The sequence below is a fragment of the Photobacterium sp. MCCC 1A19761 genome (genome assembly GCF_037389125.1).
Lineage (GTDB): Bacteria > Pseudomonadota > Gammaproteobacteria > Enterobacterales > Vibrionaceae > Photobacterium.
Genome location: NZ_JAZGTF010000008.1, coordinates 1 through 14,186 on the forward strand (window position 1 = coordinate 1; position 14,186 = coordinate 14,186).

Genomic DNA, 14,186 nt, shown 5'->3' on the forward strand with positions numbered 1-14,186 from the left:
CGCGGGTAAGCTCCCCTTGCCAGCCCAGCACATCCAGCGTCGTGGTATCGCTATCGGTCAGGGCAATTTTGGCTTCGGTCGCAACATTGTGCAGCGCGCGGGAGTCCTGCGCCGACAGTTTGCCGGACCAACCTGCCTGCTCGGCAATCCAGTCTGCCAGCAAATGGTCGAAGTCGTCCCCGCCAAGAGCGGAATCGCCGCCGGTCGCCAGCACTTCAAACACCCCTTTGGACAGGCGCAGGATCGAGATATCGAAGGTTCCGCCACCCAGATCATAGACAGCAATCACCCCTTCCTGGCCCGAGTCCAGACCATAGGCAATCGCCGCAGCCGTCGGCTCATTGAGCAGTCGCAGGACATTCAGGTTCGCTAGCTTGGCCGCATCTTTGGTTCCGGCGCGCTGGGCGTCGTCAAAGTATGCCGGAACGGTGATCACCACCCCTTCCAGATCGCCACCCAAGGTTTCCTTGGCACGCTCGCTCAGTGATTTCAGGATTTCAGCAGACACTTGCACCGGATTCACCAGCCCCTGACGGGTCACCAGTTGCGGCAGACCGTTGTCGGTCGCTTCGAATTGGTACGGCAACTGCGGATAACGCTGCTGGATATCCGCCAGCGAGCGTCCCATCATGCGCTTCACCGAGTAAATGGTGTTTTCCGGATCCTGTTGGGCCAGCTTCCGGGCAGGTTGCCCAACCCGAAGCGCCGCTTCGCCGTAGTGAACCACTGACGGCAAAATGGACTCACCGTGTTCGTCGTTCAGCGTTTCCGCCACGCCGCTGCGTACTGCAGCCACGAGGGAGTTTGTAGTCCCCAGATCGATGCCGACCGCCAGCTTGTGCTGGTGCGGCGCTGCACTTTGACCTGGTTCAGCAATCTGTAACAGTGCCATTATCGTTCCTGTGAAATTGGTGCTGGGAGCGGGATTCAGTCAAACAAGCTGTCTTCAAGCAGCTCGACTTCGTGGCGCAGCTTATCAATAAACTTCAGCTTACGCACGGCATCCGCAGCCGGCTCCCATTGTTCATCATTCAGTAGCTGCTCAAGTTCCGCCAGTTGGGCTCGGTATAGCCCGGTCGCCTGCTGTTCAAAGTCAGCCAGCGCGCTTTGCGGCTCAGCAGCGTCAGGGATCTCTTCCAGGGCTTCACGCAGCTCCATCTGCTGCATCAAGAACACCGGATCCTGCAAGGTTTGCTGCTCACCGCGAATATCAACCCCACGCTCGGACAACATGTATTCGGCACGTGTCGTCGGTGTTTTCAGCGTTTGGAAGGCATCGTTGATCTGCGCCGCTTTCTGAACCGCCATCAGGCGATCTCGCTCAGAGGCCGTCGCAAAATTGTCAGGATGGAAACGACGTTGCAGTTCCCGGAACCGAGTTGAAAGAAGGCTACCGTCCAACTGAAATTGGAAAGGTAGCCCAAATAATTCGAAATGATTCATATCGCGTCAGTTATCTATAAAGACCGAACCTGACAACCACGCGTATCGGCAGTTGCCAGGCTCAATTGAAACAGCGATTAGACGTTGAAGCTCTCACCGCAACCACATTCGCTCGAAACGTTCGGGTTGTTAAATTTAAAGCCTTCATTCAGCCCTTCTTTGGCGAAATCCAGCTCGGTGCCGTCGAGGTAAACCAGGCTCTTCGGGTCAATGATGATTTTGACGCCGCTTTGTTCAAACACCTGATCTTCTTCGTTCAGTTCATCAACGAATTCAAGGACATAAGCCATTCCCGAGCAGCCTGAAGTCCGCACACCCAAGCGCAGGCCGATGCCTTTACCTCGGTTTTCCAGGAAAGTAGCTACGCGACTTGCCGCCGCTTCAGTGATCGTAATGGCCATACAGCAACCTCGAAATTAGTTTTGTTCGTGTTTCTTCTTATAATCGTTCACGGCAGCTTTGATCGCATCTTCTGCCAGAATCGAGCAGTGAACCTTCACAGGAGGCAGTTCCAGCTCTTCAGCAATCGCAGAGTTTTTGATTGCTGCAGCTTCGTCCAGGCTCTTGCCTTTCACCCACTCGGTGATCAGAGAGCTGGATGCGATAGCAGAACCACAACCGTAGGTTTTGAACTTCGCATCTTCGATGATGCCTTCGTCAGATACTTTGATCTGCAGCTTCATCACGTCGCCACAGGCTGGTGCGCCGACCATACCGCTACCGACGTTCTTGTCGTTTTTGTCAAATGAGCCCACGTTACGCGGATTCTCATAATGATCAATGACCTTTTCACTATATGCCATGATGATTTCCTCAAATATGTGATGACCGCGAGACTTAGTGGTGCGCCCACTCAACCGTGTTCAGGTCAATGCCTTCTTTATACATATCCCACAGTGGAGACATTTCACGCAGTTTCTCTACTGCCCCGCGGATTTGCGAGACGGCGTAATCAACTTCTTCTTCCGTCGTGAAACGACCGAAAGAGAAACGAATCGAGCTGTGCGCCAGTTCGTCATCCAGACCCAGGGCACGCAGAACGTACGATGGCTCCAGGCTTGCAGACGTACAGGCAGAACCGGAAGAGACCGCCAGATCTTTCAGGGCCATCAACAATGACTCACCTTCAACGAAGGCAAAGCTAATATTCAGGTTGTTTGGCAGACGTTGCTCCAGATCACCATTCACGGTCATCGCTTCAATGTCTTTCACGCCTTCCAGCAGTCGGTTACGCAGTGCCAGCGCGTGCTGGTAGTCTTTATCCATCTCTTCTTTGGCAATGCGGCATGCTTCGCCCATACCAACGATCTGGTGCGTCGCCAGCGTGCCCGAGCGGAAACCACGCTCGTGACCACCACCGTGCATCTGCGCTTCCAGACGGATACGCGGTTTACGGCGGACATACAGGGCACCGATACCTTTCGGCCCGTACATCTTATGACCAGACAGGGAAATCAGATCGACTTTCATTGCTTGCACGTCGATTGGCAGCTTGCCGGCAGATTGGGCAGCATCAACGTGGAAAATGATTTTCTTCTCGCGGCACAGCTCACCAATGGCAGCAATGTCCTGAATCACACCGATTTCGTTGTTTACGTGCATGATTGAAACCAGCACGGTATCTTCACGCATCGCATCACGCAGTTTGGCCAGGTCGATCAAACCGTTGGATTCTGGCTCCAGGTACGTCACTTCGTAGCCTTCACGCTCCAGCTGACGGCATGGATCCAAAACTGCCTTGTGTTCTGTTTTACAGGTGATAACGTGCTTGCCTTGCTTACCGTAGAAATGCGCAGCACCTTTGATCGCCAGGTTGTCCGACTCAGTCGCCCCTGAAGTGAATACGATCTCACGCGGATCTGCATTCAGCAGGTCAGCCACTTGCTCACGTGCCGTATCAACTGCTTCCTCTGCCTGCCAGCCGAAGCGGTGAGAACGAGAAGCCGGGTTACCGAAGTTACCGTCCATTGTCAGGCATTGCATCATCTTCTCGGCAACACGGGTGTCGACTGGGCAAGTAGCGGAATAATCAAAATATATTGGCAGTTTCATCTTCATCTCCGAAAATACGGACGTCTAGTCTCTAGGAGCGGACATCGACACCGATTGTGACGCTGTCGTGTGTATTGTTCTTAGCAAATGATGTTTTATGCAGGATTTGATCCTGACGATCAGAGATTTCCTGAACATCATTGTCTTTCATCAGCTCACCAAGCGTGATGTTATTTAAAAAGCCGCTGATACGGGCGCTCAGATCATGCCACAGCGTATGGGTCAGGCAGCGAACACCGCCTTGACAGTCCCCTTTCCCCTGACACTTCGTGGCATCGACCGATTCATCAACAGCCGCAATGACCATGCCGACGGCGATGTCATTGGCGTCTTCGCCCAGGCGGTAACCGCCACCGGGACCACGAACACTGGCCACCAGGCCAGCTTTGCGCAGGCGAGAAAAAAGCTGTTCCAGATAAGACAGCGAAATTCCCTGACGCTCTGAAATATCAGCCAGAGGAACCGGGCCATCTTGAGAATGCAGGGCAACGTCCAGCATGGCCGTTACCGCATATCTTCCTTTTGATGTCAATCTCATAACACACCGCTACCCACTTTCTATGTATGGGTGAAGTGTCGCATACCTGACTAAAACGGTCAAGTATTTACCCGAGCGTTTCAGTCAAGCTTTTAACCATATGGTTTATATGTCTATTTACCTTGATTCTCGAGCGATTTTTCTACCGAGGACAAGATCCCCCGCAGAATATTCAACTCCTGCTGCTCAGGTCGAGCGCGGGTAAACAGGCGGCGCAGCTTGGCCATGACCATGCCCGGGTGGTTTTTATTGATAAACCGGGTCTGGCGGGTCACTTTTTCCAGATGCTCGTAGAACATCTCCAGCTCATCGACTCGCGGATAGTCTTCCACGACCGTGGTGTGACCGTGCTTTTGCTGCTCCAGAAAAGCCATCCGGACTTCATAGCAGACCGTTTGGACCGCCATGGCCAGATTCAACGAACTGTATTCCGGGTTGGCCGGGATATAGACGTGACAGTGGCAGCGTTGCAGTTCTTCATTGGTCAGGCCGGTTCGTTCGCGACCAAACAGAATCGCAACATGATGGCTGCCGGCTTCGGCAATCGACCTGACTCCGCACTCACGCGGATCCAACTGCGGCCATTCGAGAGTCCGTGAGCGGGCACTTGAGCCGACCACCAGGCCACAATCGGCGATGGCTTCATCCAGTGTCGAGACAATGCGGGCATTCTCGACCACATCCGAAGCTCCTGCCGCCAGGGCATAAGTCTTACTGTCGATTTCACAAGCCGGATCCACCAGGACCAGGTTGGTTAATCCCATGACTTTCATCGCCCGGGCTGCCGAGCCGATATTTCCCGGATGCGAGGTCCCGACTAAAACAACACTGATTTTATCTAACATGGTGTCGCACATACCCACTATTTCTTAAAGCGGACGGATTTTACCACAGCCATCCAAAAAATGGAGAAAACATGCAAAAACATTATATCAATTGAAAGCCACCCACCCCGGAGCGGGCAAAAAATAAGCACTTCCTTTTTGTTCCAGCTCTGCTATACTCGCCGCCGCTTTTTAGTTCTTTAACATCCGTTGGGAAGATCCTATGCATCCGATGCTAAACATCGCCATTCGCGCCGTGCGAAAGGCTGGTGACCATGTCATTAAATCTCTAGAAAAACCTCAGTCGATCGAAGTCGCGAACAAGGGCAGTGACATTGTTACCAATATCGATAAAGAAGCTGAAGCTTTCATTATCGACACAATCCTGAAGTCATACCCTGATCACTGCATCATTGGTGCAGAAAGCGGGACTCGGGAAGGCAGAGATAAAGAATGCCAGTGGATCATTGACCCAGTGGATGGCACCAAAAACTTCGTGCGCGGTTACCCGCACTATGCCATTTCAGTTGCGCTGCGTATGCGCGGCCGTACTGAAGTTGCTGCCGTGTACGATCCTTCACGCAACGAACTCTTTACTGCGACCCGTGGCTCCGGCGCTCAACTGAACAGCCAGCGTATCCGCGCTTCTCTGCCACGTGATCTGACCGGCACCACTCTGGCAACCGGCCTGCCGTATGCCGCCAAGCAGCACACTGAAAGCTTCATGAAGATCCAAAACGCCCTGTTCCTCGAGTGTGATGACATGCGTCAGAGCGGTTCTACTGCACTGGATCTGTGTTACCTGGCTGCCGGTCGTGTCGACGGCGTCTTCAAGCTGGGTCAGAAGCCTTGGGAACTGGCCGCAGGTGAACTCATTGCGCGTGAAGCTGGTGCTATCTGTACTGATTTTACCGGCAACACCAACTACCTGACCTCAGGCAACATCGTCGCTGGTAATGCCCGCGTTGTGAAACCAATGCTGGCGAAAATCCGCGAGCACGGCAGCGACGCGCTGACGAAATAAGTTTCAGGTCTCTGAATCTACCAAACGCCCCGGCCACAGCCGGGGCGTTTTTTTACGCGCTTTTTTTCCCCAGTCATCGCCTTCAACATCGCCTGCAACATCGCCAGGCCTGACATATCCTTTCTACAATGTGTTTTCTCTCTGTTCGGGCAAAGTTCGGGAAAATAAATACCGCGCAAGCAGCCCGAGAGCCGCTGGAGTGCCGCCATGCACCATCATGTGATCCCCTCAGGCTTCCCCCGATCAGCAACACCGCGTGTTCTGCTGCTTTCGATCCTATTTTTTGCCCTCTGTTGTCAGGTCGCAAGGGCGCAGCCCATCCCACGCCAGAGTTGGGAAAACACAGCCAAGCAGGCCGAGCAGCTGATCAGCCAGCAAAGCGATGACACCGGCCGACTGGAAAAGGTTCGAAGTCAGCTGGCCAAGCAGCGGGATCAGGCCTACAAGCTGGCCACCTATAAAGATGTCGAAGTCCGGGCGCTGGAAGCCCAGCTGACCGCGCTGGGCACTCCCCCGGCCGAAGGGGGAAGTGAGCCGGAAATGATTGCGTCCCGCCGTGCCAGCCTGGAACAAGCGCTGGCCGTGGCCAATGGTCCCATCTATTATGCAGAAGGTGCCTATGAGCGGGCCAACTTGCTGATCGGCGAAATTGACACCCTGCTCCGGAAGAGCATCATTAAACAACTGATTTCGCAAAGCCCAACGCCGCTGTTGCCTAGCCGCTGGTTGCTGGCTGCGCGTGAATTCCTCGATTACAGCCGCCAGGTCGCCTCTCAATTTGCGGGCTTTCTCGGGGATCGCGATACCAGACGCCCCTGGCTGGCATCCCTGCCGCTGTTTTCCATGCTGATCCTGGCCACGGCAGCCTTTCTGATCAAGCTCCAGCCCCTGGTCTATCAGCGAATTGAAAAAATGGTCGAACAGGCCCAGTCCAAAATCCAGGCGCTGCTCCTCAGTCTGACCAGCTCCCTCCTGAAAATCATCTTTCCGGCCCTCGGAACGTTCGGTTTAATCACGGGTTTTCAGGCCTTCTCCCCCAAACTGGCGTCGATCCAAGCCTTCAACACCGTTCTACCGGCCATTCTGCTGTATATCGTCATTAGTGACTGGCTGGGACTGTTGCTGTTTCGCCCGAACACCCGGACTCAGCGGATCATTGCCGTGCCGGATACCATTGCCAGAAAAGCCAAGCGGACCTGCCTGATGCTCGGGGGCTTTCTTTGCCTGATCTCACTGGTCGGGGCGCTGAAGAAAGACTATTCGTTCAGCACCGAATCCATTGCTGTGTTTACCCTGCTGGCCATCACCTGCGGCAGCCTGCTGCTCTGGCGTCTGGCCACGCTCCTGAGTCAGACCGCTCCCGAAAAAACCGACCGGGAAGCCACCAGCACCGCCAGCCAGGGAGTCGTCACCCCCTTGATCCTGCTGATGAAAATCTCCAGCATTCTGAGTGTTCTCTTTGTCTCCATCGGCTATGACAATCTGGCCCGCCAGGCCATTATTCCGATGGTCATGTCGATGGGTCTGTTGGCTTTCGCCATCCTGGTCTATTATGGCCTGATCAACCTGCTGTCCCACATTTTTGCCGACCGGGAAGAAGCCAAACAGGGGCTGCTCTCGGTGTTTCTGGTGATCATCATCGTGCTGGCGCTCACCCCCCTGCTCGCCCTGACCTGGGGGGCCCGCACCACGGATATCGCTGAAGTCTGGCGCCTGCTCTCGGACGGCATTGCCATCGGGGATGCGCGGTTGTCACTCAATGTGGTGATCACCTTACTCACCGTCCTGTTCGTCGGGATCCTGCTGACCCGCTGGCTACAATATATCCTTCGGCATTCCGTGCTGCCCAAAACCAAAACCGATGCCGGGGCCCGGACTGCCCTGATCACCGGCACCGGCTATGTCGGTTTTACGCTGGCGGTCATTATTGCCGTCTCCGCCGCCGGGCTGAACCTTGCCAGCCTGGCGGTGGTGGCCGGGGCGCTGTCGGTCGGGATCGGTTTCGGCCTGCAAACCATCGTGTCGAACTTTGTCTCCGGGATCATTTTGTTGATTGAGCGGCCCATCAAAGAAGGGGACTGGATTGAGGTCTCGGGCTACTCAGGCTTCGTCAAAAAAATTGCCGTCCGTTCAACTCGGATAGAAACATTCGATCTGCACGACGTCGTGATTCCGAACTCGGATTTGATTGCCGGAACGGTCAAGAACATGACGCTGCGCAGCTTCCACGGCCGCTTAATTGTCAATGTCGGCGTCGCCTACGGCAGCGATCTGAAGCTGGTTAAAACCATTTTGCAACAGGCTGCGGAAGATCATCCGATGGTGCTCTCCTACCCGGAGTCCAGCGTCTTGTTTGTGGAGATGGGTGACAGTGCCCTGCAGTTTGAGCTGCGTTGCTACATTCGCGACGTCCGCCAGATGTTTGCGGTCCGCTCCGATCTGCTCTTTACCCTGTACGATACCCTGACCAACCGGGGGATCACCATTCCGTTCCCGCAACGCGATATCCACATCAAGAGCCTGGCCGAATCGCTGCAACCCGCGCCCCCGCGCGCGCCCCGAGCGGACAACACCAGCGACCCCGATTCATCGGATTAAGCAGATAAAAAAATCCGGGCATCAAGCCCGGATTGCATAGAACAGTGTATCGTTGCCCTTGGTTTAAGGCATGGCGTCGAATTCTTCGCCTTCCTTTTCAACCTGCGGTGGCATCAGGTGCTCACGGGTGATCCCCAGTTTCAGCGCCAGTGCCGAAGCCACATAAATTGAAGAGTAAGTCCCGACGGTAATACCAATCAGCAGCGCTGCGGCAAAGCCGTGGATCATGCTGCCGCCTTTCAGGAACAGCGCAATCACCACAAACAAGGTTGTCGCTGAGGTGATCAGGGTCCGGCTCAGAGTCTGGGTCACCGAGCTGTTCATCACTTCTGCCGACTCACCCTTGCGCATTTTGCGGAAGTTTTCTCGGATCCGGTCGAACACCACGATGGTATCGTTAAGCGAGTAACCAACCACGGTCAGCAGCGCCGCGACAATGGTCAGGTCGATTTCGATCTGAGTGAACGAGAAAATCCCGATCGTGATAATCACATCGTGCGCCAGCGCCAATACCGCACCCGCGGCCAGACGCCACTCAAAGCGCATCGAAACGTACAACAGGATACAGATCAGCGAGACCAGGATCGCCAGGCCACCCGCTTCCGCCAGTTCATCACCCACATTCGGGCCGACAAACTCGATCCGGCGCATTTCGACGTTCATTCCGGTTCCAGCGCGCAACGCATCAATGATCTGGTTACCCAGCTTTTCGCCCTGCGCATCTTCGCGCGGCTGAAGACGTACCATGACATCCCGAGCCGTGCCGAAGTTCTGCACGATGGCATCACCAAAGCCGGCATTTTCCAACGAATCCCGGATCAGCCCCAAATCAGCCGGCTGCTCAAAGCCGACTTCAATCAGGGTACCGCCGGTAAAGTCCAGGCCCCAGTTCAATTTCTGAGTCGTCACGGTACCAATGGCCGCCACGATCATCAGGGCCGATAACAGGAACGCCCCTTTCGACCAGCGCATAAAGTCGATCACTTTATCCGCTTTCATTATTTGAAACATGTCCGCGTCTCCTTAGATCGACAGTTTATCGATGCGCTTACCACCGTACACCAGGTTCACCAGAACACGGGTGCCGATGATGGCCGTAAACATCGAAGTCAAAATACCAATCGACAGGGTCACGGCAAAGCCTTTGACGGCCCCGGTGCCGACCGCAAACAAAATAATCGCGGTGATCAGCGTCGTGATGTTGGCATCGGCAATGGTGCTGAACGCGTTGGCATAGCCTTGGTGGATTGCCTGCTGCGGGCTGCGGCCGTCACGGAGTTCTTCACGGATCCGTTCAAAAATCAGGACGTTCGCATCCACTGCCATCCCGACGGTCAGGACGATCCCGGCAATCCCCGGCAACGTCATGGTCGCGCCCGGGATCATCGACATCACCCCGATAATCATCACCAGGTTCATCAGCAGGGCCAGGTTGGCAAACAGGCCGAAACGGCGGTAGTAAACCAGCGTAAACAGCATGACCGCAACCATGCCCCAGATCATCGCCTGGATGCCCATATCGATGTTCTGCTGACCCATTGACGGGCCAATGGTGCGCTCTTCCACAATCGAGATTGGCGCAATCAGGGCTCCGGCACGCAGCAGCAGCGCCAGGTTATGGGCTTCAGACTGGGTATCAATTCCGGTGATGCGGAAGTTACGGCCCAGTGCGGTCTGGATGGTTGCCTGGTTAATCACTTCTTCGTGTTTTTCCAGGATCACTTTGCCGTTTGGATCACGTTCACCGCTGTCTTTATATTCGGTAAAGACAGTGGCCATCAGCTTGCCGACATTGTTGCGCGAGAATGCAGTCATCTTGCTGCCGCCTTCGCTGTCGAGCGAGATGTTCACCTGCGGGCGACCGTATTCATCGGCACTGGAGCTGGCGTCCGTAATATGGGAGCCTTCCAGGATCACGCGTTTTTTCAGCACCACCGGACGCTGGTCACGGGTGAGCTTCACTTCGCTACCCGGCGGAACCCGGCCAGACGCAGCCGCAGCCAGATCGGCCGTGCTGTCCACTTCGCGGAACTCCAGCGTTGCCGTCGCGCCCAGGATCTCTTTGGCACGCGCGGTGTCCTGCACGCCCGGCAGTTCAACCACGATCCGGTTGGCACCCTGACGCTGAACCAGCGGCTCTGCCACACCCAGCTCATTCACCCGGTTACGCAGGATCGTAATGTTCTGCTCGACCGCATAGTTGCGGATTTCTTTCAGACGCGCCTCGGTAAACTGCGCCGACAGCACAAAGCGGCCATTACGGTCACTGTCGGTAAACAGCATGTCCGGATGCAGTTTCACCAGCGCGGCTTTCGCTTCCGCCAGTTGCGCTGCGTCACGCAGTCGGACTTCAACCGCATCGGCGGTCTTGCTGATGGCACGATAACGAATTTTGGCTTCACGCAGCTCGGTGCGGAACGTTTCTTCCTGCTGACCCAGCAGTTTTTCCATCGCTGCGTCCATATCCACTTCCATCAGGAAGTGCACACCACCGCGCAGGTCAAGGCCCAGTTTCATTGGGGTTGCGCCGATGGATTCAAGCCAGTCCGGCGTAGAAGGGGCAAGGTTGAGCGCAACAACAAAGTTATCGCCGAGCTGTTGATTCAGGATGTCGCGCGCACTAATTTGGGTATCAGTATCATTAAAGCGGACCAGTACAGTACCGTTTTCGAAGGCGACAGATTTATAGGAGATTTGATGTTGTTTTAAATCTTCGGTGACAGCATCCAGCGTGGCCATATCTGCCGAGGCGCCACGCGCCCCGGAGATTTGAATCGCTGGATCTTCACCGTAAACATTGGGAAGTGCATAAAGCAAACCGATGATCAGTGTAAACACCACCATCAGGTTCTTCCACAAGGGATAACGGTTTAACACTGCTAAGATCCTTCAAAGCGAATTTTACAGAGATTTCATTGTACCCTTAGGCAGTACAGCAGAAACGAAATCTTTCTTGATGGTAACTTCAGTGGTGTCGTTCAGCGCAATCACGATGTAGTCATTCTCTTCGGAAACTTTCGTGATTTTACCGACCAGACCGCCGTTGGTCAGCACTTCATCCCCTTTGCCCATGGAGGACATCAGGCTTTTGTGCTCTTTCACACGCTTCGCCTGCGGACGGTAAATCATGAAATAGAAAATAACTGCGAACAGACCCAGCATAATGAAAAGTTGCATGCCGCCACCCTGTGGAGCACCTTCAGCTGCGGCGTGTGCCTGAGAAATGAAAAGACTCATTTAATAACGTCCTCGTTTATTGTTAAGCGTTTTTTAACGGTGGAACTTCACGGTCCCGACGCGCATAGAATTCTTCTACAAAGGCATCGAAACGATCTTCTTCAATCGCCTTGCGGATACTTTCCATCAGTCGCTGGTAGTAACGCAAGTTATGGATTGTGTTCAAGCGCGCACCCAGGATTTCATTACATTTATCCAGGTGATACAGATACGCCTTCGAGTAGTTGTGACAAGTGTAACAGTCACAGTGCGGATCGAGAGGACTTGTATCAGTTTTATGTTTCGCATTGCGGATCTTGATCACACCGCCAGTCACAAACAGGTGACCATTGCGGGCATTTCGGGTCGGCATCACGCAGTCGAACATATCGATCCCACGACGAACACCTTCCACCAGATCTTCCGGCTTGCCCACACCCATCAGGTAACGCGGTTTGTCTTCCGGCAGTTTCGGACAAGTATGCTCCAGCACGCGGTGCATCTCTTCCTTCGGCTCACCCACGGCCAGGCCACCTACAGCGTAGCCGTCAAAGCCGATTTCCGTCAGACCTTTCACGGAAACATCGCGCAAGTCTTCATATACACTACCCTGAACGATACCGAACAGTGCATTTTTGTTACCAAGTTTGTCAAAATGGTTCCGGCTGCGCTGGGCCCAACGCAGGGACATTTCCATCGATTGCTTGGCTTCTTCGTGCGTCGCCGGGTATGGCGTACACTCATCGAAAATCATGACGACGTCAGAACCCAGGTCATACTGGATTTCCATCGACTTCTCAGCATCCATGAAAATCTTGTCGCCGTTGACCGGGTTGCGGAAATGAACACCTTCTTCGGTGATCTTGCGGATATCCCCCAGGCTGAAAACCTGAAAACCGCCTGAGTCGGTCAGGATCGGGCCCTGCCATTGCATGAAGTCGTGCAGATCGCCGTGCAACTTCATCACTTCCTGTCCCGGGCGCAGCCACAGATGGAAGGTGTTGCCCAGCAGAATTTGCGCACCGGTTTCTTTCACTTCTTCCGGTGTCATGCCTTTTACGGTGCCGTACGTGCCCACAGGCATAAATGCCGGTGTTTCGACTGTGCCACGCTCAAACTTCAGGCGTCCGCGACGGGCACGTCCCTGAGTTTTATCCAATTCAAATTTCACAAAACCTCCAAAAGCCAGAGAAACAATCTGACATTTATTCCCTTACGGGATAAAAACACCCCAAGCCATCTGCCTGAGATGAGGTAACCATCCGCTGAGCCTGAAGCCGGCGGATTTCATATTCAGGGCGACAAAGTCGACAAAGGCTGCAATCTTAACAAATGCAGCCTTAAGTGACACTGACTTCCCAGCTTAAGTTCAATCTGTCTGACGGGTGATGAACATTGAATCGCCGTAGCTGAAGAAGCGATATTGATTCGCGACCGCCTGATGATAGGCATTCATGGTGTGTTCATAGCCGGCAAATGCGCTGACCAGCATGATCAGGGTCGACTCCGGCAGGTGGAAGTTGGTGATCAGCACATCCACCAGCTGGAACTGATAGCCCGGGAAGATGAAAATGTCGGTATCGCCGAAAAATGGTTTCAGCCCGGAGCCCTGCTTCAGCGCATCCTGGGCCGCACTTTCCAGCGAACGCACCGAGGTGGTGCCGACCGCGATCACCCGGCCACCATTGGCTTTGGTCGCTTGAATCGTCGCCACCACGTCTTCCGGCACTTCAACGTATTCCGCATGCATGTGGTGATCGTTGATGTTATCCACCCGAACCGGCTGGAAGGTCCCCGCACCAACGTGCAGGGTAACGAATGCAAAGTTGACCCCTTTGGCTTTCAGATCAGCCATCAGCTGGTCATCAAAGTGCAGGCCGGCAGTTGGCGCTGCAACCGCGCCGGGTTTGGCGTTGTAGACTGTCTGATAACGCTCTTTATCTGCGTCTTCATCCGGACGGTCAATGTAAGGCGGCAGCGGCATGTGGCCGACTTCTTCCAGGATCTCCAGCACGGTTTTTTCGCTGTCAAAGCGAATTTCAAACAGTGCGTCATGACGGGCCACCATTTCTGCCCGGTAGTCGTCGTTTTCACCCAACAGTAATTCAGTACCCGGTTTCGGCGATTTCGAGGCGCGCACATGGGCCAAAATGCTTTTGTCATCCAGCATCCGCTCCACCAGCACTTCCAGCTTACCGCCGGAGGCTTTGCGACCAAACAAACGCGCCGGGATCACCCGGGTGTTATTAAAGATCAGCAAATCACCGGGTTGCACCAAATCCAGCACATCTTTGAAGCCTTTATGCTGCAGTTCACCGGAATTACCGTTCAGTTGCAGCAGGCGGCTGGCCGTGCGCTCAGGTTGCGGATAACGAGCGATCAGCTCATCAGGAAGGTCAAAGTGAAAATCTGAAACTTGCATCTATCGGGCCCTAAATTACAGCAGGCAGCTAGTATAGGCTGCCCCACTGCAAGATCAAGCAAAGATGCG

General features: G+C 54.4%; 14 protein-coding genes. 2 read left to right on the forward strand and 12 right to left on the reverse strand.

Annotated elements, in window-relative coordinates; all coding sequences use genetic code 11:
* From VV869_RS10075 to trmJ, 7 genes are all read right to left on the reverse strand, one after another.
* On the reverse strand, window positions 1-892 hold an 892-nt coding region (locus VV869_RS10075; protein ID WP_337734823.1), incomplete at its 3' end, for an Hsp70 family protein.
* A gap of 35 nt (window positions 893-927) precedes the next feature.
* Window positions 928-1,443, reverse strand: a complete 516-nt coding sequence (hscB, locus tag VV869_RS10080; protein ID WP_337734824.1) for a co-chaperone HscB — start codon at window positions 1,441-1,443, stop codon at window positions 928-930.
* Between the two features lie 77 nt (window positions 1,444-1,520).
* Window positions 1,521-1,844 (reverse strand): iron-sulfur cluster assembly protein IscA, encoded by a 324-nt coding sequence (gene iscA / locus VV869_RS10085; protein ID WP_261600767.1) that lies wholly within the window; start codon window positions 1,842-1,844, stop codon window positions 1,521-1,523.
* Between the two features lie 15 nt (window positions 1,845-1,859).
* The gene (gene iscU / locus VV869_RS10090) at window positions 1,860-2,246 is read right to left on the reverse strand and encodes a Fe-S cluster assembly scaffold IscU (protein ID WP_261600768.1); all 387 of its coding nucleotides are present in this window, start codon (window positions 2,244-2,246) and stop codon (window positions 1,860-1,862) included.
* A gap of 34 nt (window positions 2,247-2,280) precedes the next feature.
* Entirely contained in the window at window positions 2,281-3,495 is a 1,215-nt protein-coding gene (locus tag VV869_RS10095) for an IscS subfamily cysteine desulfurase (protein WP_337734825.1), read from the reverse strand.
* Between the two features lie 31 nt (window positions 3,496-3,526).
* Window positions 3,527-4,033, reverse strand: a complete 507-nt coding sequence (gene iscR, locus VV869_RS10100; protein WP_261600770.1) for a Fe-S cluster assembly transcriptional regulator IscR — start codon at window positions 4,031-4,033, stop codon at window positions 3,527-3,529.
* Between the two features lie 113 nt (window positions 4,034-4,146).
* Window positions 4,147-4,878 carry a tRNA (cytosine(32)/uridine(32)-2'-O)-methyltransferase TrmJ gene (trmJ, locus tag VV869_RS10105; protein WP_337734826.1) on the reverse strand — a complete coding sequence of 244 codons (732 nt, stop codon included), beginning with the start codon at window positions 4,876-4,878 and terminating at the stop codon, window positions 4,147-4,149.
* A gap of 202 nt (window positions 4,879-5,080) precedes the next feature.
* Here trmJ and suhB point away from each other — a divergent pair, with 202 nt between their 5' ends.
* Together suhB and VV869_RS10115 are read left to right on the forward strand one after the other, a co-directional pair.
* Window positions 5,081-5,881: an inositol-1-monophosphatase gene (gene suhB / locus VV869_RS10110; protein WP_337734827.1), complete on the forward strand. Its 801-nt coding sequence runs from the start codon at window positions 5,081-5,083 to the stop codon at window positions 5,879-5,881.
* A gap of 207 nt (window positions 5,882-6,088) precedes the next feature.
* Window positions 6,089-8,479: a mechanosensitive ion channel domain-containing protein gene (locus tag VV869_RS10115; protein ID WP_337734828.1), complete on the forward strand. Its 2,391-nt coding sequence runs from the start codon at window positions 6,089-6,091 to the stop codon at window positions 8,477-8,479.
* 63 nt (window positions 8,480-8,542) lie between these two features.
* Here the strand turns inward: VV869_RS10115 and secF are convergent, their stop codons facing one another.
* The 5 genes from secF to queA form a co-directional block, all read right to left on the reverse strand.
* Entirely contained in the window at window positions 8,543-9,490 is a 948-nt protein-coding gene (secF, locus tag VV869_RS10120) for a protein translocase subunit SecF (protein WP_337734829.1), read from the reverse strand.
* 12 nt (window positions 9,491-9,502) lie between these two features.
* Window positions 9,503-11,356, reverse strand: a complete 1,854-nt coding sequence (gene secD, locus VV869_RS10125) for a protein translocase subunit SecD (RefSeq protein WP_337734830.1) — start codon at window positions 11,354-11,356, stop codon at window positions 9,503-9,505.
* Window positions 11,357-11,380: 24 nt separating this feature from the next.
* Window positions 11,381-11,716 carry a preprotein translocase subunit YajC gene (yajC, locus tag VV869_RS10130; RefSeq protein ID WP_337734831.1) on the reverse strand — a complete coding sequence of 112 codons (336 nt, stop codon included), beginning with the start codon at window positions 11,714-11,716 and terminating at the stop codon, window positions 11,381-11,383.
* 22 nt (window positions 11,717-11,738) lie between these two features.
* Entirely contained in the window at window positions 11,739-12,866 is a 1,128-nt protein-coding gene (gene tgt, locus VV869_RS10135; RefSeq protein ID WP_337734832.1) for a tRNA guanosine(34) transglycosylase Tgt, read from the reverse strand.
* Window positions 12,867-13,064: 198 nt separating this feature from the next.
* Window positions 13,065-14,117 (reverse strand): tRNA preQ1(34) S-adenosylmethionine ribosyltransferase-isomerase QueA, encoded by a 1,053-nt coding sequence (gene queA / locus VV869_RS10140; RefSeq protein WP_337734833.1) that lies wholly within the window; start codon window positions 14,115-14,117, stop codon window positions 13,065-13,067.
* Window positions 14,118-14,186 lie beyond the last annotated feature (69 nt).

Excerpts from the sequence above, each read along its gene's own strand:
- hscB (WP_337734824.1), bottom strand. The coding sequence starts at position 1,443 with ATGAATCATTTCGAATTATTTGGGCTACCTTTCCAATTTCAGTTGGAC.
- queA (WP_337734833.1), bottom strand. The coding sequence starts at position 14,117 with ATGCAAGTTTCAGATTTTCACTTTGACCTTCCTGATGAGCTGATCGCT.
- yajC (WP_337734831.1), bottom strand. The coding sequence starts at position 11,716 with ATGAGTCTTTTCATTTCTCAGGCACACGCCGCAGCTGAAGGTGCTCCA.
- secF (WP_337734829.1), bottom strand. The coding sequence starts at position 9,490 with ATGTTTCAAATAATGAAAGCGGATAAAGTGATCGACTTTATGCGCTGG.
- trmJ (WP_337734826.1), bottom strand. The coding sequence starts at position 4,878 with ATGTTAGATAAAATCAGTGTTGTTTTAGTCGGGACCTCGCATCCGGGA.
- VV869_RS10115 (WP_337734828.1), top strand. The coding sequence starts at position 6,089 with ATGCACCATCATGTGATCCCCTCAGGCTTCCCCCGATCAGCAACACCG.
- iscA (WP_261600767.1), bottom strand. The coding sequence starts at position 1,844 with ATGGCCATTACGATCACTGAAGCGGCGGCAAGTCGCGTAGCTACTTTC.
- iscU (WP_261600768.1), bottom strand. The coding sequence starts at position 2,246 with ATGGCATATAGTGAAAAGGTCATTGATCATTATGAGAATCCGCGTAAC.
- iscR (WP_261600770.1), bottom strand. The coding sequence starts at position 4,033 with ATGAGATTGACATCAAAAGGAAGATATGCGGTAACGGCCATGCTGGAC.
- suhB (WP_337734827.1), top strand. The coding sequence starts at position 5,081 with ATGCATCCGATGCTAAACATCGCCATTCGCGCCGTGCGAAAGGCTGGT.
- VV869_RS10095 (WP_337734825.1), bottom strand. The coding sequence starts at position 3,495 with ATGAAACTGCCAATATATTTTGATTATTCCGCTACTTGCCCAGTCGAC.